Source organism: Georgenia sp. G2120 (genome assembly GCF_055326485.1).
The window spans coordinates 277,343-303,330 of record NZ_JBUZNL010000001.1 but is presented as its reverse complement, the minus strand read 5'-3'; the positions used below and the strand labels follow the sequence as shown (position 1 = coordinate 303,330).

The following is a 25,988-nucleotide window of genomic DNA, read 5'->3' as shown; positions in this document are numbered from 1 at the left end:
CCACAGGTGTCGCTCGAGAGCCACGGCGGCCAGCGTCGAGCGGAGCTACGCAAGAGCGCTGATGTCCACGGCGTCCTGCCCCTGGAGCCAGGCGATCGGGTCGGTGGTGCTCAGCTCGTCATCGGTGTGGATCTCGAAGTGCAGGTGCGGTCCGCTGGACCTGCCGTTGGATCCGACGCCGGCGATGACTTCACCGGCGCTCACGACTTGGCCTTCCTGCACGTACAGGTCGTCGGCGTACATGTGGTTGTACCAGCTGTAGAACCTCTGCCCCTCGACCTCGTGGGCGATGACGATGATCATGCTGGACCGCCCATCCCGGCCCGGTCCCACGTAGTCCACAACACCGTCGGCGACGGCGTAGATCGGTGCGCCCATCGGCGCGGCCAGGTCGACACCCTCGTGAAACGTCGGCGCACCGGTGAACGGGTCGGCGCGTCCTCCGTAGACGGAGGAGACTCGGAAGGAACTCTGCGCCAAAGGCAGTACTACCGTCGGCGGCGGTTCTGCGGGCGCGGTGGCCCGCTCCTCGGCGGCCACCTCGGGACCGTGCGTCGCCGCCTCCGGGGTCTCGCCGTTGACCGGGTCTCGCTCATCTGACCTCGCCGCCTGTTCCTCAGTGCGCGCGGGTGGTGGCACGTCGGCGACGACCTTGTCCGGCGTCTGGGTCGGGATGAGGGACGCGAGCTCCTCAGGGCCGGCGAGGTCTGGACTGGTGGGCGGCGTGAACTGCGGCGTCTCGTCTGAGTGGGCGTGTGCGGGATCGACGCAGATAGTGCCCAGCATCGGCGCCACGACTGTCACGGCTGTCAGGACTGCGATGGCTGAGTACCGCATCGCTCCGCGCCGGTGACCTCGCCGGGACGGCGAGCGTCGCCGTGCACGCGGTGGCGCCGGCTCGGTCCGCATGTCACGTCGTGACACCGGACGGTCGTTCGCCTCCCGATGAACTGGTTCATGTTGACCGAGGGCCTGGGTCGAGCGCGTCTTGCGTGAGACCCGCTCCGGGCGAGGTGTCGCGGCGGCGGATCCCGGGCTCGAAGAGAGGTCGGCGGTGGCCCGCCTGCTTCCCTTATCAGTGGCGCGATGCCTGGGGCGCTTGCGGTCGCCCGCACGTAGTTCGCGGCGAGTCACCGACGGCGTCGACGACGGCGAGAATGCATCCGAAATCAAACAGTCTCCAAGCAGCAGTTCACACAGGTACGCTCACCGGCTCTCGCGGGATCACCGGAAGGAGTGTAACGGAAAGGTCACGGCACATGGTGTGGCATGCACCGCATCGCCCATGGGGCTGTGCCTGCTCATGCCCCCGCAGACGGAGCTCGGACGTTGCGCTCGGGCGCAAGGGGCGCGCGCATCCAGACAACGATGAGTGCCAGAGCCAGGACAAGCATTCCGGCCTCTCCGATACCCCACAGCACCAGCCCGCCGGTCCGCTGGTCGGCCAGGGCATCAACCCCCCAGCTCAGTCCGAGCTGGCCGAAGTGGTCGGCAGCCAGCAGTGCGGTGCTGGAGACAAGGCCCGCGCCGGCGACCGCGTAGAACACCATCGCGGCGATCGCTGCGGCCAGGCGAAGCGCGAGGGGCGCACGACGCCTGCGGCTGGCCAGGAGGGCATGAACCAGGACGGAGCCAGCCGCGACGATGTACACGATGGACAGCGCGTGCCAGACGGGGCTGTCCAGGGCGCCCGCAAACAGCGGCGAGGAGTAGAAGACCACGAGGAACGCGCCAACGTGGAGAGTGGCGACGACGGGGTGCGTGAGAAGCGCCACGACCCGTGAGTCTCTCACGGACCCCATCCACTCTCGCGGTCCACGAGAACCGTCGGCACGCGGCGGTAGTGCCTTCAGGGCCAGGGCGAGGGGCGCTCCGAGAACGAGCAGTATCGGCACCACCACGAGGAGGACCATCTGGTGAGCCATGTGGGCGCTGAATGAGACGCTCCCGTAGACCGCGACGCCGCCGTTGGTGGCCCAGAAGAAGAGGAGCACTCCTGCCACCCAGCTGGTCGTACGAGCTGCCGACCAGGACGCCCCCCCGCGATGAAGCCGCCATACCCAGGAGAGGTAGGCCGCCAGTGCGGCGAGGGCCACGAAGGCGGTCAGCGGATCCGGGCGCCACTGTGCGAGATAGGCCCATGCTGTCGGGGCCGGGGGTTCAGGGTATCCGGTCAGCAGGTAGACCAGGCTGGCATCGACAGGTGGCTCCTGTGGTTCTGGTGGCGCGGAGGATCCGAGGGCCACCGCCACGCCGATCACCGCGCCCATGATGAGGACCTCGACCCCGGCCAACCGCCAGAACGCCCACCCGGCCCCCCCGCTCGGGGCGCGCGCCTGCCGGATCGCCGGGATGGTCTTCATGCGATGAAGCCAGCCTGCCAGGCCTAGCGCCACGGTCAGGATCACCTTGATCAGGATGAGCTGACCGTAGGGGTGCACGAACAGGTCCAGCGGCGTGGAGAGCCGGATCCACGCATTCGCCGCGCCGGCAACGGTCGCAACCGCAAAGGCCCAGAACGCAATGCGGGAGTACCGCTGAGTGACCTCCGCCAGGCCGGGTCCGATCCGGGAGGCGACCACGCACAGGACGCCCAGGCCCCCGACCCAGATCGCGACAGCTGCTACGTGCAACCACCACGAGGTCACAGCGAAGTCGTGGTTGGCCGCACCGGCGGCATGACCGGTCACTGAGACCGGTGAGAACGCGGCGATGGCCAGCACGGCGGCCCAGGCCGCCGACGTGTGGCCACCGATCGCCGCGGCCGCAGGTGCGACGGCCGCGGCCAGGAGAGTGGCCACACCCAGGTACCGGCCCATGTCGATCTGTGTGACGAACTGGATGAGCTGAGCACCGTATCCAGGCCCGTCGATCACCGTATCGAACGCCGCGGCATGGGTCAGGAGCAGGTGCGCCAGCTGCGCCAGTGCCCACACGGCTGCGGCGATGACGGCGATGTTGGCCACGCGCCGCCACGTCGGATCCTCGGGCACCGTGGCCGGACGGTCCGCGAGCGAATGATGACCACCAACGTCCTGCGCCGGCCCGGGCGTGTCGCGAGGCAGGACCACCGCGCACAGCACGAGCGCTCCGATCGCCACGGTCGCGGCTACGCGAGCCAGTGCGGTCACAAGTGGCAGGCCCCACCGCACCAGGGGACCGGGGTCGATGAGCTCGCGCGGAGCGGCCGCTCCACTGAGCGTGAGGCCCGCCACCATACCCACGACCACCAGCGGCAGGGCGGCCACCGCCCACGGCCACGCCGATCTGGCCACCGGCGTCCTCCCCGGGGGGAGACTGTCGAGCGTGCTCCTCGTCGGGGCGGTGCGGCCACCGCGCTCCGTCACCGCACCACCGTGGTCGCGGTCATCGCCACGGACGTCAGCGCGATCAGGTCGGCGCCGAGCCGCGCCACGAAATACCGAGCCCGGCCCGGTCGTCGGCCGTCACCGGGCCGAGGACCTCTGCCCTGCCGTGCTGCCATCGCGGACTCCTTGACATCGGCTTGAAGTTGAAGGTGCGTATCCCCACGCGCGAATGCTCGTGTTCTGGCTGCTACCAGCTCAGGTCGTGACAGCCGCCGCCGGCAACTGGTTCGACCTGCAAGGTGGCGTGGTCGATACCGTAACGATCACGCAGCACCCCGTGGGCGCCGGCAAGGACAGTGCCATGGTCGGCGCCTGTCTCGGCAACCAGGTGAGCGGTGGCCACGTTCATCCCCGACGTCAGGGTCCACAGGTGCAGGTCGTGGACCTGGGCCACGCCCTCGACCGCGTCCAGGGCGCCGGCGACATCCTCGGGGTCGATCCCCTGTGGGGCGTGCTGGGCCAGGACCGCCACCACCTGCCGGCCCAGGACGACCGCCCGGATGATGACGAAGACGGCGATGAAGGCCGCGACCACGATGTCCCAGATCGGCTGGCCGGTGAGGATGATCAGGACGCCGGCGACCATGACGCCCACCGACCCGGCGGCGTCGGCGATGACCTCGTAGTAGGCGCCCTTGACGTTCAGGCTCTCCTTGGACCCGCTGCGCAGCAGCAGCATGGAGGCGATGTTGATCACCAGGCCGGCGAACCCGACCGCGAGCATCGCCCCGGAGGCAACCTGCGGCGCATCGCCCAGCCGGCTGATGGCCTCGACCACCACATACACCCCGACCGCGAGCATCGCCAGCACCGCCAGGCCCGAGGCGAACACCTCGGCCCGGTAGGAGCCGTAGGTACGCCGGCCCGTGGAGTCCGGGCGACTCGCGATCCGGGTGGCCAGCAGGGCCGCACCCAGCACCACCACGTCCGCGGCCATGTGCCCGGCATCCGACAGCAGCGCCAACGACCCCGACACCAGCCCCGCGACGAGCTCGATGAGGAAGAAGCTGGCGGTCAGGGCGAACGCGCCGGCCAGCCGCCGGCGGTAACGGCCACCGGCGTGCCCGGCCGTCGGGGCGTGGCCGTGTCCCGCGCCCATCAGATCTGCCCCTCGTGCCGGGTGTGCTCCCGGGAGACGTCCAGCAGCATCCGCACGTGAGTGTCGGCCAGGCGGTAGTACACCATCCGCCCCTGGCGCCGGTTGGCTACCACCCCAGCGGTGCGCAGCACCCGCAGCACCTGGGACAACGACGCCTCCGGGACGTCCACGACGGCGGCCAGGTCGCACACGCACAGCTCGCCCGCCTCCAGCAACGCGTACAGCACCCGGGCCCGTCGCGGGTCCCCGAGCAGCTTGAACAGCGCGGCCAACCGGCCGGCCTCACCCTCGTCGGGGATCTTCTCCCGGGTCAGCGCCACCTTCTCCGGGTGATGAGCGGTGGCGACCTCACAGGCATCCGATGCCAACGCAACACTCATAGTATGACCATACACCTATAGAGATATGCAGGTATTGCGCGTGGCGAGCACCCGCGCCGACCGGAGAGTTCAGCGCCTGCTGTATGGTCAGCGCATGCTGACTATTGCTTCGCGGCTGGACGTGATGAACCGCTTGGGTCGGTCGATGGCCGACCCCACCCGCTCCCGGATCCTCATGACGCTCCTCGAGGGGCCGAGCTATCCGGCGGTGCTCGCCCGCGACCTGGGCCTGACCCGATCGAACGTGTCGAACCACCTCACCTGCCTGCGGCATTGCGGCATCGTCGTGGCCGAGCCCGAAGGCCGCCAGACACGGTATGAGATCGCCGACCCGCACCTGACGGCAGCGCTGACCGCGCTGGTCGAGGTCACTCTGGCCGTCGATGAGAACGCGCCGTGCGTGGATGCCACCTGCACGGTGCCCGGCTGCTGCCCGAGCGGGACCGTCGCATGAGCGCGACCACCCACGCCCCCGTCGAGCAGCACGAGAGCGACGACGAGCACGAGGCCCCGTGGTGGGGTGACCGTGCCGTCATGATCCCCGTCGCCTCGGGGGCAGCGTTCGTCGCCGGGGTCGCCTGTGAGTGGACCGGCGCCCCGACAGCGGCGCTGGTGCTGTTCTGGGTCGGCCTGCTGCTGGGGGCCTCCACGTTCGTTCCCGGTGCGCTGCGCAAGCTCGCCACCGGCAAGCTCGGCATCGCGCTACTGATGACGATGAGCGCCACCGGCGCGGTCATCCTGGGACACGTGGAGGAGGCCGCCGCCCTGGCCTTCCTCTACTCCATCGCCGAGGCCCTCGAAGACCGCGCCATGGACCGGGCACGCGCCGGGCTACGCGCGCTGCTCAAGCTCGTGCCCCAGAGCGCCACCGTGCTCACCCACGGCAAGACCGTGACCGTCCCGGCACGTGACCTGACCCCCGGGCAGGTCATGGTCGTCAGGCCCGGTGAGCGGATCGCCACCGACGGCATCGCCCGGACCGGTCACAGCAGCCTGGACACCTCCGCCATCACCGGTGAGTCCATCCCCGTCGAGGTCGGCCCGGGCGCCGAGGTATCCGCCGGGGCGATCAACACCGCCGGGGTCCTGCGGGTGGAGGCGACCGCACCCGGCACCGACAACTCCCTGACCACCATCGTGAGCCTGGTAGAGCAGGCCCAGGCCGAGAAGGGACAACGCGCGCGGCTCGCCGACCGCATCGCCCGCCCCCTCGTGCCCGGCGTCCTGGTCCTGGCCGTGCTCGTCGCCGTCATCGGCTCCCTCGCCGGTGACCCGCAGACCTGGATCACCCGCGCCCTGGTGGTGCTCGTGGCCGCCTCACCGTGTGCGCTGGCGATCGCGGTGCCCATCACCGTGGTCTCCGCGGTCGGTTCGGCCAGCAAGTTCGGCGTCATCATCAAGAGCGGCGCGACCTTCGAACGCTTCGGCGACATCAGACACGTCGCCTTCGACAAGACCGGGACCCTGACGGCCAACCGGCCCACCGTCACCGCTGTCGTCCCCACCACCGATGGCACCGAGGAGCGGGTCCTGGCCTGGGCCGCCGCGCTCGAGCAGCACAGCACCCACCCGCTCGCCGCCGCCATCACCCAAGCCGCCCCCGCAACCCCCGCGGCCCAGGGCATCACCGAGGAAGCCGGCCTCGGCATCCACGGCTCCGTCGACGGCGTCATGATCAGGGCCGGCAGCCCGCGCGGGGTCGACCCCGGCCACCTCACCGAACGGGTCCGTGACCTCGAATCGCAGGGGATGACCGTCGTTGTTGTCCACCGCGACGGCACGGTCGCCGGGGCGATCGGGGTGCGTGACGAGCTGCGTCCCGAGGTCCCCGAGGTCATCAAGACCCTGGCGGGCCAGGGCATCGGCGTCACGATGCTCACCGGGGACAACGAGCGGGCCGCCCGCGCGCTGGCCGCGCAGGCCGGCATCAGCGACGTCCGCGCCGAACTGCGCCCCGAAGGCAAGTCAGCCGCCGTGGACGAGCTCAGCGCCCGCCGGCCCACCGCGATGATCGGCGACGGCATCAACGACGCCCCGGCCCTGGCCGCGGCCGATGTCGGGATCGCGATGGGGGCCACCGGCTCCGACGCCGCGATAGAGTCCGCCGACATCGCCTTCACCGGCCAGGACCTGCGCCTCCTGCCCCAGGCCATCACCCACGCCCGACGCGGGCGGCGCATCGTCAACCAGAACATCGTCCTTTCGCTGCTCATCATCGCCGCCCTACCGCCGCTAGCCGTCACCGGCGTCCTGGGCCTGGCCGCCGTCGTCCTCATCCACGAAGTCGCCGAGGTCCTGGTCATCCTCAACGGCCTGCGCGCGGCACGCACCCACCACACCACCACCCCCGGACACTGACCGCCCGCCGCGGGCCATCGTCGTGCACCGGCGGCAGCCGGCTGCGCTCTGAAAGGTACTCATGGAACTGCTCACCCCCGTCCTGCAGGCCATCGGCCTGTTCGTGGCCACGAACATCGACGACATCATCATCCTGTCCCTCTTCTACGCCCGCGGGGCCGGCCAACCGGGCACCACCCGCAAGATCCTCGCCGGCCAATACCTCGGCTTCGGCGGCATCCTGCTGGTCGCCGTGGTGGTCTCGCTGGGAGCTCGCACCTTCCTGCCCGAGGCCGCCCTGCCCTACTTCGGTCTCATCCCCCTCACCCTGGGCCTGTACGCGGCCTGGCAGGCGTGGCGCAACCGCGGAGATGACGATGACGACGACGAGGCCAAGGTCGGTGACCGCCAGGTCGGGACCCTGACCGTCGCCGCCGTGACCTTCGCCAACGGCGGGGACAACATCGGGGTCTACGTCCCCGTCTTCGCCACCGCCTCCACCACCGCCGTCATCGCCTACTGCGTCGTCTTCCTCGCCCTGGTCGGACTGCTCGTGCTCACCGCGCGGTACGTCGCCACCCGCCGGCCCATCGCCGAGGTCCTCGAACGCTGGGAACACGTCCTCTTCCCGCTCGTCCTCATCGGCCTGGGCATCGTCATCCTCCTCGACGGCGGTGCCTTCGGCCTATGAGGTCGCTGACGCTCGACGCATCGTTTGAAGGAGCAACCGTGAGCCCTCACGTGCAGGATGCAGGAGTCCACGCGACCGACACAGGAACGGCGGCCCCATGACCACACCGAATCGCGCCTCACCGAGGAGCGGCACCAGGGCCCGGGTCACCCTCGTCATCACCGTCGTGCTGCTGGCGGCGGTAGACCTGGCGGTGAAGGCGTGGGCCGGTGGGGCACTGGCCGACGGTCACTCGATGGACTTGGGGCCCATCGAGCTTCGGCTCGGTTTCAACGCTGGAATGGCCTTCAGTCTCGGCGATCATCTGCCAGCCGGTGTCGTGCTCGCCACCACGGGGCTCGCCATCGGCGCGCTGGCTGTTTTCGCCTGGCGTGCCACCCGCACCGCAACACGCTCAACGTGGTTGGCGCTGACCGTGATCATGGCAGGCGCGGTGGCAAACCTGATTGACCGTGCCTCCGACGGTGTCGTGACCGACTACCTGCACACCGGCTGGTTCCCCACCTTCAACCTCGCGGACGTCTACATCACTGGTGGGGCCATAACCCTGGTGCTGGTAGCCCTCACCAGCGGCGACAGGACCGAGAACCCGACCGCCGCAGAACTGTGACTCGACCCGAGGAGACCCATGGCCGCCGAGACCGCCGCCGCTGCGGCACTGACCCTGTACCTGGCCGGCTTGGCGGCCGCATTCGGCGCGCCTCCTGGCGCAGAGGTGTGGACACCACCGAGCGCACCGACCTCGTGACCTCGGGCATGTTCGCCGTGGTCCGCAAGCCCATCTTTACCGCCATGCTCACCGTCATGCTCGGACTGGCCCTGCTGGTCCCCACCGGCGTGACCGTCGCGGCGCTCCTCTGCCTGTTCCTGGCCGTGGAGATCCAGGTCCGCCTCGTCGAAGAGTCCAACCTGCTGCGTACCCACGGCCCCGCCTACACCCGCTACGCCCAGCGCGTCGGCCGGTTCCTGCCCGGTCTCGGCACGCTCGCGCCGCATCCCTCCCAAGCCGACGAACGACCTCGATCGCCTGAGCTGGTGGCGCTCTATCGGTGGGGCGGCGCCGACGACGACACCCCAGACCGGCGGCCCGGGCCTCACCAGGCCGCGCAACGCGGTGGCCGTGGTACCCGGGCGAGAAGGTACGGTACAGCCGACGCCGCACTATGAGACCTAGCCGCCGCACACCGCACCGACGAGCCGGTGGAACGCATCGCGTGAAGCAAGGATCCGAATGACCAAGAACGTGAAGCTGTCGCTGCTCCTCGTGGGCTTCTTTGCCGCCGTGGTGGCGGCCATCGTCTTCATCACCACATCTGGCTCCGGCCCACAGACCACGGCCAACGCCTCCAACGAAGGCGCCGCCGCACCGCTGGTGCGCGACGACAGCCACCACCTGTCCACCGCCCCCGACGGGCGGGTGACGCTGGTGGAGTTCATGGACTTTGAGTGCGAGGCCTGCCGGGCCGCCTACCCAACGGTGGAGCAGCTGCGCCAGGACTACGCCGGAGAGGTCACCTTCGTGGCCCGGTACTTCCCCCTCCCCGGCCACGTCAACTCCGAGAACGCGGCCGTAGCGGTCGAGGCCGCCGCCCAACAGGGCCAGTTCGAGGCGATGTACCACAAGATGTTTGAGACCCAGCCGCAGTGGGGCGACCAGCAGACCTCCCAGGCCGACCTGTTCCGCACCTTCGCCCAGGACCTCGGCCTGGACATGGCCACCTACGACCAGACCGTAGCCGACCCGGCCACCCTCGACAGGGTCCGCCAGGACATGGCCGACGGGGTGGCGCTGGGTGTACAGGGCACCCCCACGTTCTTCCTCAACGGGCAGATGATCTCCCCGGCCAGCCTCGAGGAGTTCAGCGCCCTCATCGACGCCGCGCTGGCCAGCTGATCAGATGTTGCCCCTGGCACCACCTCGCGGTCAGCGGGCCGCGGACAGCGCCACGCCCGGCCCGCCGCGCCATCTGACGGCGCTGCTGGTCGCGGCCGGCACGATCGGGCTGGTCGCTGCCGTGGTGCTCCTGGTGGAGAAGATCGCCCTCATCGCCGACCCCACCTACGTGCCCAGCTGCAGCATCAACCCGGTGCTGTCCTGCGGGTCGGTGATGAACACCCCCCAAGCCGATGCCTTCGGGTTCCCCAACCCCATCATCGGGGTGGCCGGGTTTGCGATCCTGCTCACCGTCGGTATGGGTCTGGCGGCCGGCGGCAGGTACCGGCGGTGGTTCTGGCTGGGCCTGCAGGCCGGGGTCACCTTCGGGGCCGGGTTCGTGCACTGGTTGATCTTCCAGAGCCTGTACCGCATCGAGGCGCTGTGCCCGTACTGCATGGTCGTGTGGGCCGTGACCATCCCCGTGTTCTGGTACACCACCCTGCACAACCTCAGCGCCGCCCACCTGCCCGCGCCCCGCGTCCTGCGCCGAGTTCTGCTGGAGTATCACGGGGTGCTCCTCACCGGCTGGTACCTGGTGATCCTGACGCTCATCGGCGCCCAGTTCTGGACCTACTGGCAGACCCTGCTGCCCTGAACACCACCAACCACGCGAAAGAAAAGTCTTCACCGATGCTTGACCATGCCCCAGGCCCAGGCCCAGGCCCAGGCCCAGGCCCAGGCCCAGGCCCAGCCCCAGGCCCAGGCCGCCGGGCTCACCGCAGCTGCGCACAGTCGCGGCGACCCGGCTTGCCCTGGCCACCCTCCCTGGCCATGTGGACCCCCGACCAGCGCGGTGAACCGATCGACATGACGGGTACCAGCTACCCCGGGGAGAGCATCGACCTGGTCAACTGGCTCGGGAACGTGGTCATGCGGAACTTCTGGTACGCCGCACGCCCCCCGTGCCGGGCCGAGGCACCAAACCTCAAGGCCATCACCGAGGACAACCAGGACCAGGGGGTGCGCATGCTGGGAGTCAACCCCCGTGACGACGCCGCCACCGCCCAGGCCTTCGAGCGCACCTTCAAGGTCCCTTACCCCTCCTTGCATGATCGGGACGCCCGTGCCGCGGCGGCCACGGGTGGGGTCGTGCCGCTGCAGGCCATGCCCACCACCGTCGTCCTTGACCAGCAGGGCCGGGTCGCCGCGCGCATCCTCGGCCAGTTCGACCGCACCACGCCGCGCGGCCTGATCGCCGACACCCTCGCCGAGAGGGCCTGAACGATGTGGGACCAGCTCGGCTCCTTCTTCGCCAGCACCGTGCTCACCGGCCCCATGCTCGCAGCCCTTCCCGTGGCGGCGATCGCCGGCTTCATCTCCTTCGCCTCCCCCTGCGTGCTGCCCCTGCTGCCCGGGTACGTCGGCTACCTCAGTGGCATGGCCGGGGTCACCACACCCGACACGCCACTGATCGGCGGACCCCAGACCAAGGTCCGTGACCGCCGGCTGCTCGCCGGGGTGCTGCTGTTCGTGGCCGGCTTCACCGCCGTGTTCGTCCTGCTCGGCGTCATCTTCGCCTGGCTCGGGATCCTGCTCGCCCCCTGGCTCGACCTCACCACCCGCATCCTCGGCGGCGTCGTCGTGCTCATGGGCCTGGCCTTCATGGGCTACGTCCCCTTCATGCAACGCAACCGGCGCCTGCACCTGACCCCCCGGCAGGGCCTGTGGGGTGCGCCGCTGCTTGGGGTCGTCTTCGGACTGGGCTGGGCCCCCTGCATGGGACCGACCCTGGCGGCAGTCCTCAGCCTCGCGTTCAACGAGGCCGACCCCGCCCGCGGCGGGATCCTCGTGTTTGCCTACAGCCTCGGGCTGGGTATCCCCTTCGTCGCCGGCGCGATGCTGCTGTCCCGCTCAACCCGGGCACTGGGCTTCCTGCGCCGACACCGCCGCGCGTTCCAGCGCCTCGGCGGTGGGCTGCTCGTCCTCCTCGGACTGGCCATGGTCACCGGTCTGTGGACCTGGGTCTCGGGCTACCTGCAGGGCCTCGTCGCCAACTTCCAAACCCTGATCTGAGGACCCCGACCCGCGCCGAGCTCACGCGCACAGACGGCGCTCGCCCCACGTCCACCCCCACGTGGCCATGAAGGTCTCCGGCGCGGTGTGCCGACCCCGGTCATAGACCCTGAAATGCAGGTGACAACCGGTGGAGTTGCCGTCATTGCCCACGGCGGCGATGACCTGCCCGGCGCCCACCCGCTGCCCGACACGGACACCCACTCCGCCGGCGTACATGTGGTTGTAGCTGGTCTGCAGCCCGCCGCCGTGGTCGATGACGATCACGTGTCCCGTCAGGCCCAGCCGGGGACCGTAGGAACTGGTGATGGACCCGTCGACCGGCGTCACCGACTGGCCACTACCCGCCTGCCCGGGCGAGAGCGCGGCGGAGGCGGGCAGGCAGTCCAGCGCCCCCGTGCTCGCGGAGGGGGTCGGCCGCAGGTTCGCGTGGGGGTGGTCGTCGTGGTTCGCGGTCACCGAGCCGCGGCCGGGCAACGGCGTCCAGCCAGCCTGCGGCTCGACGGCGTGCCAGATGGCCTGGTGTCAGATGATGTAGTCCACCAAGAGACGATCGGCGTGCTCGGTGAGGTAGGCGACGACCCGATCCCCCAAGCCCGCAGTCTTGACCGGTCATGAAGTCCACGGCCAGCCCGGCCGGGTGCCCCCCTGCGTCGACGGCGCTGGCGCGGTATCCGCCGATGTCGGCGACGCCCTCTGGGTCAACCTTTGATGAGGCACTCGGATGTTCCGGGTCAGTGCGTGGAGCGCGCCTCCAGCGCGGCGGCGTACAGGTCGTTCTTGCGCAGCCCCGTGGCCGCGGCCACCTCGCCCGCGGCCTCCTTGAGCCGCATCCCGTCCGCGCTGAGAGCGAGGACCTCCCCGACGCCGTCCGTGAGCGTGACCTCCTTCGGCGCGGCTCCCCCGACGACGACGCAGATCTCCCCGCGCACCTCGCCCTCCCACGCGGCGAGCTCGCCGAGCGTCCCGCGCCGGACCTCCTCATATGTCTTGGTCAGCTCGCGCGCCACGGCGGCCGGCCGGTCCGCACCGAACGCCTCGGCCATCGCGGCCAGCGTCTCGAGCAGCCGGTGCGGCGCCTCGAAGAACACCAGCGTGCGCTGCTCGTCGGCGACGGCGGCCAGCGCCCTCGCCCGGTCGCCCGCCTTGCGCGGCAAGAAGCCCTCGAACGCGAACCGGTCGGTCGGCAGCCCGGACAGCGCGAGGGCGGCGAGCACGGCCGACGGCCCGGGCAGCGTGGAGACCCGCACCCCGGCGTCGACGGCGTGGCGCACCAGGCGGTACCCGGGGTCGGAGACGGCGGGCATCCCGGCGTCGCTGACGACGAGCACCGTCCCGCCCGCGAGCGCGGTGTCGAGGAGCTCGGCCGAGCGCGCGTCCTCGTTGTGCTCGTAGAGGCTGACGACGCGCCCGGTGACGCTGACCTCGAGGCGGCGGGCGAGGTCCCGCAGCCGGCGCGTGTCCTCCGCCGCGACGACCTCGGCCGACGCGAGCGCCGCGCGCAGGCGGGGCGACGCGTCGCCGGCGTTGCCGATGGGGGTGGCGGCCAGAATGACGACGCCGGACTGCTCGCTCATGTGGTCAGTGTCCCCCGCGGACGGTCACCGGTCGGGCCCGCCGTCTCCCTACACTCGCCGCGTGACGTCGAGCGGACCCGGGCCCTACCCCGCGGACGACCCGGACGGCGGCGGAGCGAGCGCAGCCCCCGGGCGCGTCGGTGACCCCACGGGCGACGGAGACCCCGGGCACGCGGGCGCCGGCGAGCACTCGGACGACCCAGCGGCGACCACGTCCCGTCGGGGACGCGCTGCCGGCAGGTTCCGCCGCGATGGCGTCCCCCGCCCGATGCACGGCTCAGCCGACGAGGTCGAGCAGAACCTGCGCGCGCGGCTCGGGCTGCGCCCGCTCGGCGAGGTCCTCGACCCGCGCACCCGCCTGCTCGGCTGGCTCGTCCCGCTGCTCATGGGTGTGCTCGCGGCGGCCGTCCGGTTGCCCCGGCTCGGCGTCCCCGGCCGCCTCGCGTTCGACGAGACGTACTACGTCAAGGAGGCGTACTCCCTGCTCACCCTCGGGTACGAGGGCGACTGGGAGGGCGACGACGCGAACCCCCGGTTCGCCGAGGGCGACTTCGGTGCCCTGAGCACCGAGGCCGACTACGTCGTCCACCCCCCGCTGGGGAAGTGGCTCATCGCCATCGGCATGCGCCTGCTCGGCCCCGAGAACCCCGAGTCCTGGCGGCTGAGCTCGGTGGTGGCGGGCGTGCTCATGGTCGTCCTCGTCACCCACCTGGGCACGCGGCTGTTCCGGTCGGCGCTGCTCGGCGGGGTCGCCGGGTTCCTCCTCGCGGTCGACGGCGTCGGCATCACCTCGAGCCGCATCGGCCTGCTGGACGTCTTCCTCGCCGTCCTCGTCCTCGCCGGGACGATGCTGGTCCTCAAGGACCGGGAGTCGACGCGGGCGATCCTCGCCCGCCGCTCCGCGGAGCAGATCGCCGCCTCCCCGGACGGACGCCTGCCCTCCGGGCCGGCCCCCCGCGTGGGGATCCGCTGGTGGCTCGTCGCGGCCGGCGTCGTGCTCGGCGCCGCGTGCGGCGTCAAGTGGTCGGGCGCCTACGCCATCGCCGTCCTCGGGCTCATGGTCTACGTGTGGGACACCGCGGCCCGGCGGGCGGTCGGGTCGCGGCGCTGGATCGCGGACGGCGTGTGGCGCGGCGGCGCACCGGCGTTCTTCGCCCTCGTGCCCACCGCCGCGCTCGCCTACCTCGCGAGCTGGGCGTCGTGGTTCGCGTCGTCGGCGGGGTTCAACCGCACGTGGGCCGCCGACCAGCGGGCGGCGGGGCTCGAGACCGGGTACCCGTCCTGGCTGCCCGACTCGTTCGTCTCGTGGTGGGCTTACCACGCACGGATGATGGAGTTCCACACGGGCCTGGTCAACCCGCACGAGTCGCAGGGGCACCCGATGGTGTGGCTGCTCCAGCTGCGACCCACGCTGTTCTACCGGGCCGGCGGCGAGGAGCGGTCGGCGCTCGGCATGTGCGGCGACGAGCAGTGCATCGCCGGCGTGACCTCGATCGGCAACCCGCTGACGTGGTGGCTCGCAGTCGTCGCCCTCGGCGTGGTCCTCTACGCGGCTCTCCGGCTGCGCGACTGGCGCGCGTGGGTGATCCTCTCGGGCTACCTGTCCATGTGGCTGCCCTGGGTGGTGCTGTACTCCCACCGCACGATCTTCCAGTTCTACTCGGTCGCGTTCGTCGCGTTCGTCGTCCTCGCCCTGACCTACGCGCTCGGCTGGCTCCTGGGGATCCTGCGGCCGCCGACCGACGCGCCGCTGGGTCGCGGACCGGACGTCGAGCGCGAGGCCGAGCGGTGGGCGTGGCTGCGCCGGCACTTCGCGCGTCCCGACGACCGGACCGCGATGCCCGACTCGCGTCCCCGCCCCTCCCTCCTCGACCTCGCGGTCGCGGAGGACGCCTCGACGACGACGAACCGCTCGGGCCTGCTCGCGCTCGTCGTCGTGCTGGGCTCGGTGGCCGCCGTCTCGGCCTGGTACTACCCGGCGTGGACGGCGTGGAACCTGTCCGAGGCCGCGTGGGAGCTGCGGGTCTGGGGCGGCTGACCCCTCCCGCGCACAGCATCGGCGGTCGGTGTGGCGCAGCGTGACCGGCCGACCCTCGGCGCGTCCTACCGCCGGGGCGAGACGCCGAACATCGCCCGGATCATCGCGCCCGTCCGACGGCCGTACGGCGGCCTGACCAGCGCGAGCGTGTCGGGGCGCAGCGGCTTGGCGAGCACCGACTTCTCGTGGCTGAACCGCCGCACGGACTCCTCCCCGTGGTACGCGCCCGTTCCCGACTCGCCCACGCCGCCGAACGGCAGACCGGGGACGGACAGCTGGAGCATGGGCGCCCCGAACGACATGCCGCCCGCCCGCACCTCGCGCACGAGGCGGGTGCGGTCGGCGTCGTCGTCCGTGAAGGCGTAGGCGGCGAGCGGGTGCTCGCCCGCGCGGATGTGCCCGATCGCCTCGCCGAGACCCTCGACGGCGACGATCGGGAGGACCGGGCCGAAGATCTCCTCGGACATCACGGGGTGGTCGGGACGGACGCCGGTGAGGACGGTCGGCTCGAGGTATCGCGAGGCGGCGTCGCGCCGGCCGCCGTGATGCAGGGTCGCGCCGGCGGCGACGGTGTCGTCGAGCAGCGCCGCGACGCGCGCGTGGTGGTCCCCGCTGACGATCTGGCCGTAGTCGTCGCTCGTCGACGGGTCGGCCCCGTACATCTCCCGCGTGACGGCGGCGAGGTGGTCGGCGAGCGGTTCCGCGGCCTCCGGGGTGGTGAACACGTGGTTGGGCGCCACGCACGTCTGGCCGGCGTTGAGCCACTTGGCCCAGGCGATGCGGTTGGCCACCGCCGCGAGGTCCTGGCGCGGGTCCACCCACACGGGGCTGCACCCGCCGAGCTCGAGCGTGACGGGCGTGAGGCGCTTCGCCGCGGCGGTCGCGACGATCCGGGCCACCCGGGCGCCGCCCGTGTAGAAGATGTGGTCGAGGCGCTGCTCGAGGAGGGCGGTCGTCGTGCCGGCGCCGCCCTGGACGGTCGCGACGACGCCCGGGTCGAGGTACCGCCCCACGAGCGAGGCCAGGGCGAGCGAGGTGGCCGGGGCGATCTCGCTGGGCTTGAGAACCACCGTGTTCCCGGCGGCAAGCGCACCGACCAGCGGGGCGAGCACGAGCTGGACCGGGTAGTTCCACGGCGCGATCACGGCGACGACGCCGAGCGGCTCGCGCACGACGCTCGCCGAGGCGGGCAGGAGCGTCGCAGGCACCGGGACCCGGCGGTTGCTCGTCCAGCGCCGCAGGTGGCGCACGGTGTGGTCGAGCTCGCCGATCGTGAAGGCGATCTCGGCGAGCCAGCTCTCGGTGGGGTGGCGGCCGAGGTCGGCGGCGAGCGCGTCCGCGAGCTCGGGGCCGCCCTCGACGAGGAGGCGCCTCAGGTCGGCGAGGTGTCCACGTCGCGCGGTGCGCGCCAGGGTCGCGCCCGCCTCGAACGTCCTGCGCAGTCGGGCGGTCGCGGCGGGGACCTCGGGGGCGTCCTCGGGGACGGTCGGGCGGGTCTCGGCCATGTGCTCGACGGTAACCGGCGGAGGTCCCGGGCGCCCGTGCGGGCCGATCCCGGTCGCCCACGACCGACGCCTCCAGCGTGCCGGCGCTCCCCGCGAGCGTCGGCACAGCGGCACACCGCACGGCGGTCCACAGGTGCCGGTCGCAGCGCCGCATCCACAGATGTGCCACCACGGGGTGCGTGGGCCTCCCGGCCCGGGCGACGATGCAGACATGGCGGGGACGGGCAGGGACGAGACGGACGCGGGAACGACGACGCCGGGCACAGCGTCGGGAGGCGCCGCGGCAGCAGGCAACGCCACGGCGGCGGGAGACGCCGGGTCGGGGGACAGCGGGACGCGAGCCGACGACGGGCTCGTCGTCGGCGCGGACGGCCTGGCTCGCCCGGCCTGGGCCGCGAGCGACCCGACGCTGCGGGAGTACTACGACACCGAGTGGGGCATGCCGGTGCGGGACGAGCAGGGGCTGTTCGAGCGGATCAGCCTCGAGGTCTTCCAGTCGGGGCTGTCCTGGCTGACGATCCTGCGCAAGCGAGAGGCCTTCCGGGAGGCGTTCGACGACTTCGACCCCGACGCGGTGGCGGCGTTCGGGGACGCGGACGTCGACAGACTGATGGCCGACGCCGCGATCGTGCGCAACCACCGCAAGATCGAGTCGACGATCGACAACGCCCGGGCGACCGTGGCGCTGCGGGCGGACGGCGGGCTGGCCGAGCTCGTGTGGTCGCACCGTCCCGACGTGACGCCGGAGCCGCAATCGTTCGCCGAGGTCCCGAGCTCGTCGCCGGAGTCGGTCGCGCTCGCGAAGGCGCTCAAGGCCGCAGGCTTCCGGCACGTCGGTCCGACGACGATGTTCGCGCTGATGGAGGCCGTCGGGATCGTCGACACGCACCTGGTCGGCAGCCACCGGCGCGGAACCTCAGCGGTGTGGGACCCGGCGGGCTGAACGCACCGCAACCGCGAGTTCGTCATCGTCGAGCGCGAACGTGTCGAGACAGCCCCGCTCGTGGTCCACGAGGACGTTCGTACCGAGAATCAGCGTTCGCCCCGGGAGGCCCCGGTCTCCGGGTCGAGCATGTCGACGGCGTCCGGAACGTCGGAGACGAATCGATCGTCGGGTGGTGCGATCCCGCCGAGCGCGGCTCTCAGTTCTCGCCCCGACGCACGGCGTGCGGGCCGGACCTCGGCGACCGGTCGATCGTCACGCATCACGATCACCGTCTCCCCGGCCTCGATCGCGTCGAGCAGCTCGGAGAACCGGCGTGACGCCTCCGCGGCAGTGACCGTTCGCATGACGGCATCGTCTCCGATCATCGGATTCGACGCGAGGGCAGCCATCCGGGCGCTCGCACGGGCTCGCCGTTGCCCGTCGTCGTCGAGCCCCCGTCTCACCAGGTGAGCCGTGGCCGCTCGCGCGAGCGCAGCGAGCGCCCCGCGCGGTTCACTGCGGCACTCGCCGAGACCACCACGAGGAGCACCGCATGACCGCGCACGCCACGACCACCGAGCCCGCCACCTTCTCCGAACGCCTCGACGCCGGGCCGGTGATCTGCGCCGAGGGCTTCCTCTTCGAGCTCGAGCGGCGCGGCTACCTCACCGCCGGCGAGTTCGTGCCCGAGGTGGCGCTCGAGCACCCTGAGGCGCTCAGGGCCGTGCACGTCGACTTCCAGCGCGCGGGCTCGGACGTCGTCGAAGCGTTCACCTACAACGGGCACCGCGAGAAGATGCGGGTGATCGGCAAGGAGGACCTCCTCGAGCCCCTCAACCGCGCGGCCCTGCAGATCGCGCGTGAGGTCGCCGACGCGGTGCCGGGGAACCTCGTGGCCGGCAACATCTCCAACACCAACGTGTGGGACCCGTCCGACACGGGCACCCAGGCCGAGGTCCGGTCGATGTTCGAGGAGATGGTCGGCTGGGCGGTCGACGAGGGCGCGGACATCCTCGTCGGCGAGACCTTCTACTACGCCGGCGAGGCTCTCACCGCGCTCGAGGTGGCGCGCGCGAGCGGCCTGCCGGTGGTCCTCACGCTCGCGCCGATGGCGCTCGAGGAGATGGCCGACGGCGTGGGAATCGTCGAGACGGCGCAGCGCCTCGAGCAGGGTGGAGCCGACGTCGTCGGGCTCAACTGCTTCCGGGGGCCGGACACGATGCTCCCGTGGCTGCGCCGGATCCGGGAGACCGTGAGCTGTCACGTCGGCGCCCTCCCGATCCCCTACCGCACCACCGAGGCCGAGCCGACCTTCTTCAGCCTCACCGACCCGGGCGCGAGCGTGCCGGCGCCGCACGGCCGGCCCTTCCCCACCGCGCTCGACCCGCTGTACGCGAACCGCTACGAGATCGGCGAGTTCGCCCACGAGGCCTACGCGCTCGGCGCGCACTACCTCGGGGTCTGCTGCGGCGCGTCCCCGATCCACATCCGTCAGGTGGCCGTGGCGGTCGGGCGGACCACGGAGGCGAGCCGGTTCTCGGAGAACATGGCCAACCACTTCATGTACGGGAGCCACGAGCGGCTGCCCGAGCACATCGCCGACCTCGGCGCCCGCGCCTGACCAGCGGGTCCAACGTGCGGTCGGGCCTCGACGCACCGAGGCCCGACCGGTAGCGTGCCGGCAACCCCCGGGGAGCGCCGAACGGCGCTGAGAGTGCGGAGAGTCCGCAGACCCGTCAACCTGATCCGGTTAGCACCGGCGTAGGGAGCAGGGCACCTGCCGGACGTCTCGCTCCGGGAGGTCTCGACGTACCCGCGGGCCGGGAGAGGCACCGTGAGCACGCACGCCGGCAGAACCCAGGCCCTCGACGACGCGCAGGTCGACCCGCGAACCGCTGCGGGCACCGGCTCCGCCGACCCGACACCCGAGCAGCTCGGGATCGGGATGCGGCTGAGCATCCACCCGCACGCCGACGACTTCGTCGACGTCATCCTCGGCTCGATCACCGACGTCGAGCAGCGCGGCCTCACCGACGGGCTCGTCGTCGAGAGCGATGCCGTCAGCACGTACGTCGGGGCGCGGCGCGCGCCGGCGGAGCAGCGCCTGGCCGCGTACGCCGTCGCGCTGGTCGAGGCCGCCTCCCGCCGCACCGGCGGCGGCCACGTGGTGGCGCACCTCCTGCTCTCCCGGGGCTGCCCCGGCGAGGTGACCTGCGACCCGCGGTCGTTCGTCGAGGCGACCGACCCGGCCGCACCGATCGAGCTCGAACCCACCGGCATCCCGGCCCGCGCCCAGTGGTCGCTGTACCCGCTGCTCGACGGCTCCTCCGCCGGCGGCGACCACATGGAGCCGATCATGGCGGCGATCACCGAGGCGCAGGAGCGGGGCGTGGCGAGCGAGGCCGCGCACTACGCGACGATGCTCACCGGCGACCTCGGGGAGGTCGTGGCGACGGCGACGGACGCGTGGGCGCGGGTCGGCGCGAGCGTCCCGCACGTCGTCACCCATCTCACGGTCTCGGTGGGTTCGCCGAGCGAGCAGGTGGCGTCATGAGCGGCGCGGACCAGAGCCACGGGTACGGCCCGTGGGCGCTGAAGGACCTCGTGATCGTGGTGGTGCTCGGCGCGGTCTTCGGGTTCGCCTACTGGGCTCTCGTCCAGGGCTGGAGCGGGCTGCGCGTCCTCATGGGCCCCGCGGGCGACCTCTCCGAGCACGTCCTCTTCGGTGGTTGGCTGATCGTCGCCCCGATCGCGGTGGCCATCGTGCGGCGTCCCGGCGCCGGCGTGCTCGCCGAGGTCCTCGCCGCGACCATCGAGTTCGCGTTCCTCGGTTCACCGGTCGGCCCGCTGCTCCTCGTGGCGGCCCTGCTCCAGGGCGTCGGCTGCGAGCTCCCGTTCTTCCTCACCCGCTACCGGAGGTTCGGGTGGGGCATCTTCGCCCTGGCCGGGCTCCTCGGCGCAACGCTGGTGTTCTTCTACTCCGCGTTCCGCTCGGGCTGGTACGGGCAGGACATCTTCGCGCTGCGCCTGGCGATCCAGGCGCTGTCCGGCGTCGTCCTGGGCGGGCTCCTCGCCAAGGTGGTCGTCGACGCGCTCGCGCGCACCGGGGTCGTGGACAACTTCGCCATCGGCCGGGCCGGTCAGGCATGACGGGCCTGTCGGCACGGCCGGCCCGGACCTCCCCCGACGACGGGGCCGCCACCGGGCACGACCGTCCGGCCGTGGGCACGGCGGCGGCGTCGGCCGTCGCGCTGACCGACGTGTCGGTGCACTTCCCGCGCCGGCCGGAGCCGGCGCTGAGCGGTGTCACGCTCGGCGCCGCGCCCGGCGAGCACGTGGTGGTCCTGGGGCCCTCGGGCTCGGGCAAGTCCACGGTGCTGCAGGTGATCACCGGGGTCGTGCCCCACACGGTGACGGCACGGGTCACGGGGGAGGTGACGGTGGCCGGGGCGCACGACCTCGGCACGCCCGTGGTCGAGCGCTCCCGCCGCATCGGCGCCCTCGCACAGGACCCGGGCGCCGCGGTGTGCCTCCCGGTGGTCGAGCAGGAGCTCGCGCTCCCGCTCGAGAACCACGGCACCGACCCGGCCGCGATCGACGACCGCATCGACACCGCGCTCGACGCCGTCGGCGCGGGCGCGCTGCGCGACCGGTCCTCCGCCGACCTCTCCGGCGGCGAGTCGCAACGGGTGGCGCTCGCGGCCGCGCTCGTCACGGAGCCGGAGGTGCTCGTCCTCGACGAGCCCACCTCGATGCTCGACCCGGCCGGCATCGCCGCCGTGCGCGACGCACTGGGCACGGCGGTGCGGCGCCACCACCCGGCGGTCGTGCTCGTCGAGCACCGGCTCGACGAGTGGGCGGGCCCGGCCGGCATCGCCGGGCTGCCCTCCCGCGCCGTTGTGCTCGGCCCCGACGGCACGCTGCTCGCCGCGGGCGACACCGTCGAGATCCTGCTCGCGCACGCCGAACAGCTCGTGGCGGCCGGCTGCTGGCTTCCGCTCGAGGCGGAGCTCGCGGCGGCCTGCGGTGGACCGGGCGGGCTGTCGTCTGCCCGCTGCACCGACCACCTGCGCGGGCTCGCCGCCGAGGTAGCACCGGGGTCGGGCCCGGGGACCGAGCCGGAGACCGATCCAGGACCGGGGCCCGAGCCTGTGTCGGCGCCCGAGTCGGCGCCGACCACTGCCGGACCGCCCCTCCTGTCCGCGCGCGGGCTGAGCGCCGGCCGTGCGGCCTGGCGCGGCGGACGTCGGCGCGCGGGGCGTCGCGGTGGGCGGGACGACGGACGGGGGGCCGGCCCGGCCCCCGAGGACCACCCGGTGCTCACCGGGATCGACCTCACGGTCCGAGCCGGGGAGGTCGTGGCGGTCCTCGGCCCCAACGGGGTCGGCAAGTCCACGCTGCTGCTCACGCTCGCCGGACTCCTGCCGCCGCTCGCCGGCACCGTCACGGGGGACGCTCCGGGCATGGTGTTCCAGAACGCCGAGCACCAGTTCCTCACGCACACCGTGGCCGCCGAGATCGGGCACGGGCTCACCGGCGAGGCGGGCGAGGCCGCGGTCGCGGACCGCCTGCGGCGTCACCGGCTCGAGCACCTGGCCGGGCAGAACCCGTTCCGGCTCTCGGGCGGGGAGAAGCGCCGGCTCAGCCTCGCGGCCGTCCTCGCCCACGACGCTCCCGTCCTCCTCGCGGACGAGCCCACCCTCGGGCTCGACCGGCGCGACGCGGTCGCGACCATGGAGACGCTGCGCGCGGAGGCGACCGCGGGACGCGGGATCGTGCTCTCCAGCCACGACCTGCGCACCGTCGCCACGCTCGCCACCCGGGTGGTCCTGCTCGCCGACGGCGAGATGATCGCCGACGGTCCCACGCACGAGGTGCTCAGCGATGCGGACCTCGTGCGGCGCGCGGGCCTCAGCCTGCCCCCGCTCGTGTCCTGGCTGCTCGCGCACGTGCCCGGCAGCTCGCTCGCACACGTGCTGCGCAGGCTCGACGAGCGGGTGGGCCGATGACCGCGCTCGCCCGGGCACCGCTCGGCGACGCCCCGCTGAGCCGCCGCAACCCCACGGTCAAGCTCGCCGCGCTCACCGCGGTCTCGCTCGCGGTCGTGTTCGTGCTCGACCCGCTCACGCCGCTCGCGCTCTACGCGCTGGCCCTGACCGCCGTGGCCGTGGGCACCCGGGCCGCGCCGCGCACGCTGGTGCTGGCGCAGCTCCCGTTCCTCGTGTTCGGCCTGGGCGTGCTGTCGGTCAACGTCCTCACCCGTCCCGGGGAGGTGCTGTGGCAGTGGGGCGTGCTGCGCGTGACGGTCGAGGGGCTCGAGGTGGGAGCCGCGCTCGGCGTCCGCTCGCTGGTCATCGGGGTCTGCGTCGTCGGGTTCCTGCTGTCCACCGACGGCGTGGCACTGATGACGAGCCTGCACCACAACGCCCGGCTCGGCGCGCGGATGACCTACGCCGTCCTCGCCGGGTACCGGATGCTGCAGGAGATGCCGCGCGAGTGGTCGACGATCCGGCACGCCCACGCGGCGCGCTCCCCCGACGTGCGGGGCCGGCCCCCACGAGGGGCGCGCCACCTGGCCGGGGTGGTGTTCACCCTGCTCGTGGTGTCGCTGCGCAAGGGCGAACGGATGGCTCAGGCCCTGGAGTCCCGGGGGCTGGGGCTCGCCCCCCGCACCACGTGGCGGCCCACCCCGGTGCGCGGCGCGGACTGGGCGCTGCTGGCCGGTGTGCTCGCCGTGCTGGCCGCCGTGCTCGTCGTCAGCCACCTCGCCGGGACGCTGCGGGGGCCCGGTGCCCTCTTCGGATAGCCGGATGAACACGCCCACCGACGGACCACCACCCCCGACGGAGAGACCCATGCACCTCGTCGCCCTGGTCAACGCCCCCACCAGCCAGTACGCGGAGTCGTGGCGCCATCCGCTCTCGCGTGGGGACTGGCTGGGCGCGTCGTTCTACGCCGACCTCGCCCGCACGCTCGAGCGCGGCCGGTTCGACATGATCTTCTTCCCGGACGCCCTCGCCGTCCCCGAGGACGCGGCCGGCGACTACGCGACCACCGTCCGCACCGGCGGCAAGGGGGCGATCTACCTCGACCCCGTCACCCTGGCCACGGTGGCGGCGTCGGCCACGACGCACCTGGGTGTGGGCGCGACGATGTCGACCACCTTCCTGCCGCCCTATGCCATCGCCCGCACCATGCTCAGCCTCGACCACCTCTCCGGCGGCCGGACGGCGTGGAACGTCGTCACCTCGACCACCGACGCCGAGGCCCGCAACATGGGCCTGTCCGCGATGCCCAGCAAGGCGGCCCGCTACGACCGGGCCGACCGCGTGGTGCGCACCGTCCTGGACCTGTGGGACTCGTGGGGGCCGGACGCCCTCGTGCTCGACCGGGAACGCCGGATGTTCGCGGACCCGGCGCACGTGCACCGGGTCCCGGACACAGGCGCGAGTGCGGAGGCAGACGCGGATGCGGGTGCGGGTGCGGGTGCGGGTGCGGACCCGGAGGCGGTCGCCCTGAGCCGAGGACCGGTCACGCTGCCGCGCAGCCCGCAGGGACGACCGGTGCTCATGCAGGCGGGCGCCTCGGAGCGGGGCCGGACCTTCGCCGCCCGCTGGGCCGAGGTGGTGTTCGTCGTCGCCGAGGACGCGGCCGCGATGCGCGCGCTGCGCACCGACCTGCGCGCCCGCGCCGCCGCGTGGGGCCGGGACCCGGACGACCTGCGGGTGCTGGCCGCGGTCCAGCCCGTGGTGGCCGCGACCGACGACGCAGCCCGCGCCCGCCTGAAGGAGATGGCTGCGCTGCTCGACGAACGCGAGATCCTCACGATGCTCGGACGCCTCCTGCACGCGGACGACCTCGACCCGGATGCCCGCGCCGCCGACCTCCTCATCGCCCACCGGGGCGCGACCGGGAGCGAGGGGTTCGAGGACATGCTGCTGCGCGCGAGCCGGGCGGAGGACCTCACGGTCCGCGAGCTCGCCCAGCGGCAGGCGATCAGCCAGCTCAAGCCCCAGCCCACCGGCTCCCCGGCGACGGTCGCGGACGAGCTGTGCGCGATCGTCGACGCCGAGGCCGCCGACGGTTTCGTCGTCATGTCGGCGCTGTACCCGTCCTCGCTGACGGAGTTCGTCGACGGCGTCGTCCCCGAGCTCCAGCGCCGCGGGCGCCTGCGTCGCGACTACCGGGGCGGAACGCTCCGCGAGCACCTCGCGCCGGGCGCACCGCCCGGCCGGACGGCCGACCAGCCGTCCGCTCAGCCGCCGGGTCACCGTCCGACGGCGACGAGCCCCGACTCGTAGGCCGTGACCACGATCTGCGTGCGGTCCCGCAGGCCGAGCTTGGCGAGGATCCGGGACACGTGCGTCTTGACGGTCTGCTCGCCGAGGAACAGCTCGCCGGCGATCTCGCCGTTGGACATCCCGGTCGCGACGAGGCGCATGACGTCGAGCTCGCGCTCGGTCAGCGGCGAGAGGACGGTGGGGTCCGGCCGACCCGAGGGCCGGGCCGCGTAGTCGGTGATGACCTTGCGGGTGATCGACGGCGAGAGCAGCGCCTCGCCGGCCGCCACCACGCGCACGGCGCCGGCGAGCTCGTCGGCGGTGGCGTCCTTGAGGAGGAACCCGCTCGCCCCGGCCTGGAGGGCGGCGAACACGTACTCGTCGGCGTCGAAGGTGGTGAGCATGACGACGCGGGGGTGCTCGTCCCCCGGCATGGCGAAGACGGCGCGGGTGGCGTCGAGGCCGTTGACCTTCGGCATGCGGATGTCCATGAGGACGACGTCGGGGCGGGTGCGGCGCACGAGGTCGACGACCTCGGAGCCGTCGGACGCGCTGCCGACCACCGTCATGTCCTCCTGCGCGTCGAGCAGGGCGCCGAAGCCCTGCCGGACCATCGCCTGGTCGTCGACGACGGCGACGCGCACGACGCCCGTACCGGTCGGTGTGCTCACCCGGACACGGTAGCCGGGGACGCCTCTCGTCGTCGGGGGCGTTCCGGCGCCTCCCCTCCCCCGTGCGTAGGGGACCGATTCACACCCGCGGGTGACGCGGAGCGGCGAGGCGCGCGGCGACAGTCCCTGTCATGCACACGACCACCGCGGCACCCGGCCGCTCCGACA

The 25,988-nt window shown here is 72.5% G+C and carries 28 protein-coding genes and 1 riboswitch; of the genes, 18 read left to right on the top strand and 10 right to left on the bottom strand.

Annotated features, from left to right (window positions below; genetic code table 11):
• Window positions 1–45 precede the first annotated feature (45 nt).
• The 5 genes from ACZLMO_RS01550 to ACZLMO_RS01530 all read right to left on the bottom strand — a co-directional run bounded on the left by ACZLMO_RS01550 (window position 46) and on the right by ACZLMO_RS01530 (window position 4,847).
• Complete coding sequence (locus ACZLMO_RS01550; RefSeq protein ID WP_425714715.1) at window positions 46–837, bottom strand: M23 family metallopeptidase; 792 nt, start codon at window positions 835–837, stop codon at window positions 46–48.
• A 464-nt stretch (window positions 838–1,301) separates the two neighbouring features.
• Window positions 1,302–3,275, bottom strand: a complete 1,974-nt coding sequence (locus ACZLMO_RS01545) for a bifunctional copper resistance protein CopD/cytochrome c oxidase assembly protein (RefSeq protein ID WP_425714714.1) — start codon at window positions 3,273–3,275, stop codon at window positions 1,302–1,304.
• A 68-nt stretch (window positions 3,276–3,343) separates the two neighbouring features.
• Window positions 3,344–3,484 (bottom strand): hypothetical protein, encoded by a 141-nt coding sequence (locus tag ACZLMO_RS01540; protein ID WP_463652662.1) that lies wholly within the window; start codon window positions 3,482–3,484, stop codon window positions 3,344–3,346.
• Between the two features lie 71 nt (window positions 3,485–3,555).
• Complete coding sequence (locus ACZLMO_RS01535; RefSeq protein ID WP_425714712.1) at window positions 3,556–4,467, bottom strand: cation diffusion facilitator family transporter; 912 nt, start codon at window positions 4,465–4,467, stop codon at window positions 3,556–3,558.
• On the bottom strand, window positions 4,467–4,847 hold the full coding sequence (locus tag ACZLMO_RS01530; protein ID WP_425714711.1) for an ArsR/SmtB family transcription factor: 381 nt from the start codon (window positions 4,845–4,847) through the stop codon (window positions 4,467–4,469). Before ACZLMO_RS01530 ends, ACZLMO_RS01535 begins: the two co-directional genes overlap by 1 nt.
• 94 nt (window positions 4,848–4,941) lie before the next feature.
• Here ACZLMO_RS01530 and cmtR point away from each other — a divergent pair, with 94 nt between their 5' ends.
• The 9 genes from cmtR to ACZLMO_RS01485 all read left to right on the top strand — a co-directional run bounded on the left by cmtR (window position 4,942) and on the right by ACZLMO_RS01485 (window position 11,824).
• Window positions 4,942–5,301 (top strand): Cd(II)/Pb(II)-sensing metalloregulatory transcriptional regulator CmtR, encoded by a 360-nt coding sequence (cmtR, locus tag ACZLMO_RS01525; RefSeq protein ID WP_425714849.1) that lies wholly within the window; start codon window positions 4,942–4,944, stop codon window positions 5,299–5,301.
• Window positions 5,298–7,205 (top strand): heavy metal translocating P-type ATPase, encoded by a 1,908-nt coding sequence (locus ACZLMO_RS01520; RefSeq protein ID WP_425714710.1) that lies wholly within the window; start codon window positions 5,298–5,300, stop codon window positions 7,203–7,205. The genes cmtR and ACZLMO_RS01520 overlap by 4 nt, the downstream gene beginning before the upstream one ends.
• A 61-nt stretch (window positions 7,206–7,266) precedes the next feature.
• Window positions 7,267–7,875 (top strand): cadmium resistance transporter, encoded by a 609-nt coding sequence (locus ACZLMO_RS01515; RefSeq protein ID WP_425714709.1) that lies wholly within the window; start codon window positions 7,267–7,269, stop codon window positions 7,873–7,875.
• Between the two features lie 97 nt (window positions 7,876–7,972).
• Window positions 7,973–8,485, top strand: coding sequence for a signal peptidase II (gene lspA / locus ACZLMO_RS01510; protein ID WP_425714708.1), 513 nt, complete (start codon window positions 7,973–7,975; stop codon window positions 8,483–8,485).
• A 107-nt stretch (window positions 8,486–8,592) separates the two neighbouring features.
• Window positions 8,593–9,042 carry a methyltransferase family protein gene (locus ACZLMO_RS01505; RefSeq protein ID WP_425714707.1) on the top strand — a complete coding sequence of 150 codons (450 nt, stop codon included), beginning with the start codon at window positions 8,593–8,595 and terminating at the stop codon, window positions 9,040–9,042.
• 64 nt (window positions 9,043–9,106) lie between these two features.
• Window positions 9,107–9,769, top strand: coding sequence for a DsbA family protein (locus ACZLMO_RS01500; protein ID WP_425714705.1), 663 nt, complete (start codon window positions 9,107–9,109; stop codon window positions 9,767–9,769).
• 4 nt (window positions 9,770–9,773) lie between these two features.
• Window positions 9,774–10,406, top strand: a complete 633-nt coding sequence (locus tag ACZLMO_RS01495; protein WP_425714704.1) for a vitamin K epoxide reductase family protein — start codon at window positions 9,774–9,776, stop codon at window positions 10,404–10,406.
• A 176-nt stretch (window positions 10,407–10,582) separates the two neighbouring features.
• Window positions 10,583–11,032: a TlpA family protein disulfide reductase gene (locus ACZLMO_RS01490; protein ID WP_425714703.1), complete on the top strand. Its 450-nt coding sequence runs from the start codon at window positions 10,583–10,585 to the stop codon at window positions 11,030–11,032.
• Window positions 11,033–11,035: 3 nt separating this feature from the next.
• Window positions 11,036–11,824: a cytochrome c biogenesis CcdA family protein gene (locus tag ACZLMO_RS01485; protein ID WP_425714702.1), complete on the top strand. Its 789-nt coding sequence runs from the start codon at window positions 11,036–11,038 to the stop codon at window positions 11,822–11,824.
• A 21-nt stretch (window positions 11,825–11,845) separates the two neighbouring features.
• Here ACZLMO_RS01485 and ACZLMO_RS01480 read toward each other — a convergent pair whose 3' ends face one another.
• Entirely contained in the window at window positions 11,846–12,091 is a 246-nt protein-coding gene (locus ACZLMO_RS01480; RefSeq protein ID WP_463652661.1) for a M23 family metallopeptidase, read from the bottom strand.
• Window positions 12,092–12,131: 40 nt separating this feature from the next.
• On the opposite strand from ACZLMO_RS01480, the gene ACZLMO_RS01475 reads away from it, so the two are divergent.
• Window positions 12,132–12,362 carry a hypothetical protein gene (locus tag ACZLMO_RS01475; protein ID WP_463652660.1) on the top strand — a complete coding sequence of 77 codons (231 nt, stop codon included), beginning with the start codon at window positions 12,132–12,134 and terminating at the stop codon, window positions 12,360–12,362.
• Between the two features lie 196 nt (window positions 12,363–12,558).
• Here ACZLMO_RS01475 and rsmI read toward each other — a convergent pair whose 3' ends face one another.
• Complete coding sequence (rsmI, locus tag ACZLMO_RS01470) at window positions 12,559–13,401, bottom strand: 16S rRNA (cytidine(1402)-2'-O)-methyltransferase (protein WP_425714700.1); 843 nt, start codon at window positions 13,399–13,401, stop codon at window positions 12,559–12,561.
• Between the two features lie 61 nt (window positions 13,402–13,462).
• On the opposite strand from rsmI, the gene ACZLMO_RS01465 reads away from it, so the two are divergent.
• Complete coding sequence (locus ACZLMO_RS01465) at window positions 13,463–15,439, top strand: dolichyl-phosphate-mannose--protein mannosyltransferase (protein ID WP_425714699.1); 1,977 nt, start codon at window positions 13,463–13,465, stop codon at window positions 15,437–15,439.
• A gap of 65 nt (window positions 15,440–15,504) precedes the next feature.
• Here ACZLMO_RS01465 and ACZLMO_RS01460 read toward each other — a convergent pair whose 3' ends face one another.
• On the bottom strand, window positions 15,505–16,944 hold the full coding sequence (locus ACZLMO_RS01460) for an aldehyde dehydrogenase family protein (protein WP_425714698.1): 1,440 nt from the start codon (window positions 16,942–16,944) through the stop codon (window positions 15,505–15,507).
• 211 nt (window positions 16,945–17,155) lie between these two features.
• On the opposite strand from ACZLMO_RS01460, the gene ACZLMO_RS01455 reads away from it, so the two are divergent.
• Window positions 17,156–17,887 carry a DNA-3-methyladenine glycosylase I gene (locus tag ACZLMO_RS01455; RefSeq protein WP_425714697.1) on the top strand — a complete coding sequence of 244 codons (732 nt, stop codon included), beginning with the start codon at window positions 17,156–17,158 and terminating at the stop codon, window positions 17,885–17,887.
• Between the two features lie 89 nt (window positions 17,888–17,976).
• Here ACZLMO_RS01455 and ACZLMO_RS01450 read toward each other — a convergent pair whose 3' ends face one another.
• Window positions 17,977–18,234 (bottom strand): type II toxin-antitoxin system Phd/YefM family antitoxin, encoded by a 258-nt coding sequence (locus tag ACZLMO_RS01450; RefSeq protein WP_425714696.1) that lies wholly within the window; start codon window positions 18,232–18,234, stop codon window positions 17,977–17,979.
• 188 nt (window positions 18,235–18,422) lie between these two features.
• On the opposite strand from ACZLMO_RS01450, the gene ACZLMO_RS01445 reads away from it, so the two are divergent.
• The 6 genes from ACZLMO_RS01445 to ACZLMO_RS01420 all read left to right on the top strand — a co-directional run bounded on the left by ACZLMO_RS01445 (window position 18,423) and on the right by ACZLMO_RS01420 (window position 25,170).
• Window positions 18,423–19,490 carry a homocysteine S-methyltransferase family protein gene (locus ACZLMO_RS01445; RefSeq protein WP_425714695.1) on the top strand — a complete coding sequence of 356 codons (1,068 nt, stop codon included), beginning with the start codon at window positions 18,423–18,425 and terminating at the stop codon, window positions 19,488–19,490.
• 58 nt (window positions 19,491–19,548) lie between these two features.
• A riboswitch (TPP riboswitch) is annotated at window positions 19,549–19,656 on the top strand.
• A 47-nt stretch (window positions 19,657–19,703) separates the two neighbouring features.
• A complete protein-coding gene (locus ACZLMO_RS01440; protein WP_425714694.1) occupies window positions 19,704–20,423 on the top strand; it encodes a YkoF family thiamine/hydroxymethylpyrimidine-binding protein in 720 nt (239 codons plus the stop codon).
• The gene (locus tag ACZLMO_RS01435) at window positions 20,420–21,019 is read left to right on the top strand and encodes an ECF transporter S component (protein WP_425709303.1); all 600 of its coding nucleotides are present in this window, start codon (window positions 20,420–20,422) and stop codon (window positions 21,017–21,019) included. The genes ACZLMO_RS01440 and ACZLMO_RS01435 overlap by 4 nt, the downstream gene beginning before the upstream one ends.
• Window positions 21,016–22,878 (top strand): ABC transporter ATP-binding protein, encoded by a 1,863-nt coding sequence (locus tag ACZLMO_RS01430; protein WP_425714693.1) that lies wholly within the window; start codon window positions 21,016–21,018, stop codon window positions 22,876–22,878. Before ACZLMO_RS01435 ends, ACZLMO_RS01430 begins: the two co-directional genes overlap by 4 nt.
• Window positions 22,875–23,675 carry an energy-coupling factor transporter transmembrane component T family protein gene (locus ACZLMO_RS01425; protein WP_425714692.1) on the top strand — a complete coding sequence of 267 codons (801 nt, stop codon included), beginning with the start codon at window positions 22,875–22,877 and terminating at the stop codon, window positions 23,673–23,675. The genes ACZLMO_RS01430 and ACZLMO_RS01425 overlap by 4 nt, the downstream gene beginning before the upstream one ends.
• 49 nt (window positions 23,676–23,724) lie before the next feature.
• Entirely contained in the window at window positions 23,725–25,170 is a 1,446-nt protein-coding gene (locus ACZLMO_RS01420; protein ID WP_425714691.1) for an LLM class flavin-dependent oxidoreductase, read from the top strand.
• Here the strand turns inward: ACZLMO_RS01420 and ACZLMO_RS01415 are convergent.
• On the bottom strand, window positions 25,137–25,820 hold the full coding sequence (locus tag ACZLMO_RS01415; RefSeq protein ID WP_425714690.1) for a response regulator: 684 nt from the start codon (window positions 25,818–25,820) through the stop codon (window positions 25,137–25,139). The genes ACZLMO_RS01420 and ACZLMO_RS01415 overlap by 34 nt on opposite strands.
• Window positions 25,821–25,988: the final 168 nt, after the last annotated feature.

Coding starts and splice junctions, on each gene's coding strand:
- ACZLMO_RS01550 (WP_425714715.1), bottom strand. CDS start 837: ATGCGGTACTCAGCCATCGCAGTCCTGACAGCCGTGACAGTCGTGGCG.
- ACZLMO_RS01540 (WP_463652662.1), bottom strand. CDS start 3,484: ATGGCAGCACGGCAGGGCAGAGGTCCTCGGCCCGGTGACGGCCGACGA.
- ACZLMO_RS01535 (WP_425714712.1), bottom strand. CDS start 4,467: ATGGGCGCGGGACACGGCCACGCCCCGACGGCCGGGCACGCCGGTGGC.
- ACZLMO_RS01530 (WP_425714711.1), bottom strand. CDS start 4,847: ATGAGTGTTGCGTTGGCATCGGATGCCTGTGAGGTCGCCACCGCTCAT.
- cmtR (WP_425714849.1), top strand. CDS start 4,942: ATGCTGACTATTGCTTCGCGGCTGGACGTGATGAACCGCTTGGGTCGG.
- ACZLMO_RS01520 (WP_425714710.1), top strand. CDS start 5,298: ATGAGCGCGACCACCCACGCCCCCGTCGAGCAGCACGAGAGCGACGAC.
- ACZLMO_RS01515 (WP_425714709.1), top strand. CDS start 7,267: ATGGAACTGCTCACCCCCGTCCTGCAGGCCATCGGCCTGTTCGTGGCC.
- lspA (WP_425714708.1), top strand. CDS start 7,973: ATGACCACACCGAATCGCGCCTCACCGAGGAGCGGCACCAGGGCCCGG.
- ACZLMO_RS01500 (WP_425714705.1), top strand. CDS start 9,107: ATGACCAAGAACGTGAAGCTGTCGCTGCTCCTCGTGGGCTTCTTTGCC.
- ACZLMO_RS01495 (WP_425714704.1), top strand. CDS start 9,774: ATGTTGCCCCTGGCACCACCTCGCGGTCAGCGGGCCGCGGACAGCGCC.
- ACZLMO_RS01490 (WP_425714703.1), top strand. CDS start 10,583: ATGTGGACCCCCGACCAGCGCGGTGAACCGATCGACATGACGGGTACC.
- ACZLMO_RS01485 (WP_425714702.1), top strand. CDS start 11,036: ATGTGGGACCAGCTCGGCTCCTTCTTCGCCAGCACCGTGCTCACCGGC.
- ACZLMO_RS01475 (WP_463652660.1), top strand. CDS start 12,132: ATGGACCCGTCGACCGGCGTCACCGACTGGCCACTACCCGCCTGCCCG.
- rsmI (WP_425714700.1), bottom strand. CDS start 13,401: ATGAGCGAGCAGTCCGGCGTCGTCATTCTGGCCGCCACCCCCATCGGC.
- ACZLMO_RS01460 (WP_425714698.1), bottom strand. CDS start 16,944: ATGGCCGAGACCCGCCCGACCGTCCCCGAGGACGCCCCCGAGGTCCCC.
- ACZLMO_RS01455 (WP_425714697.1), top strand. CDS start 17,156: ATGGCGGGGACGGGCAGGGACGAGACGGACGCGGGAACGACGACGCCG.
- ACZLMO_RS01450 (WP_425714696.1), bottom strand. CDS start 18,234: ATGCGAACGGTCACTGCCGCGGAGGCGTCACGCCGGTTCTCCGAGCTG.
- ACZLMO_RS01445 (WP_425714695.1), top strand. CDS start 18,423: ATGACCGCGCACGCCACGACCACCGAGCCCGCCACCTTCTCCGAACGC.
- ACZLMO_RS01435 (WP_425709303.1), top strand. CDS start 20,420: ATGAGCGGCGCGGACCAGAGCCACGGGTACGGCCCGTGGGCGCTGAAG.
- ACZLMO_RS01430 (WP_425714693.1), top strand. CDS start 21,016: ATGACGGGCCTGTCGGCACGGCCGGCCCGGACCTCCCCCGACGACGGG.
- ACZLMO_RS01425 (WP_425714692.1), top strand. CDS start 22,875: ATGACCGCGCTCGCCCGGGCACCGCTCGGCGACGCCCCGCTGAGCCGC.
- ACZLMO_RS01420 (WP_425714691.1), top strand. CDS start 23,725: ATGCACCTCGTCGCCCTGGTCAACGCCCCCACCAGCCAGTACGCGGAG.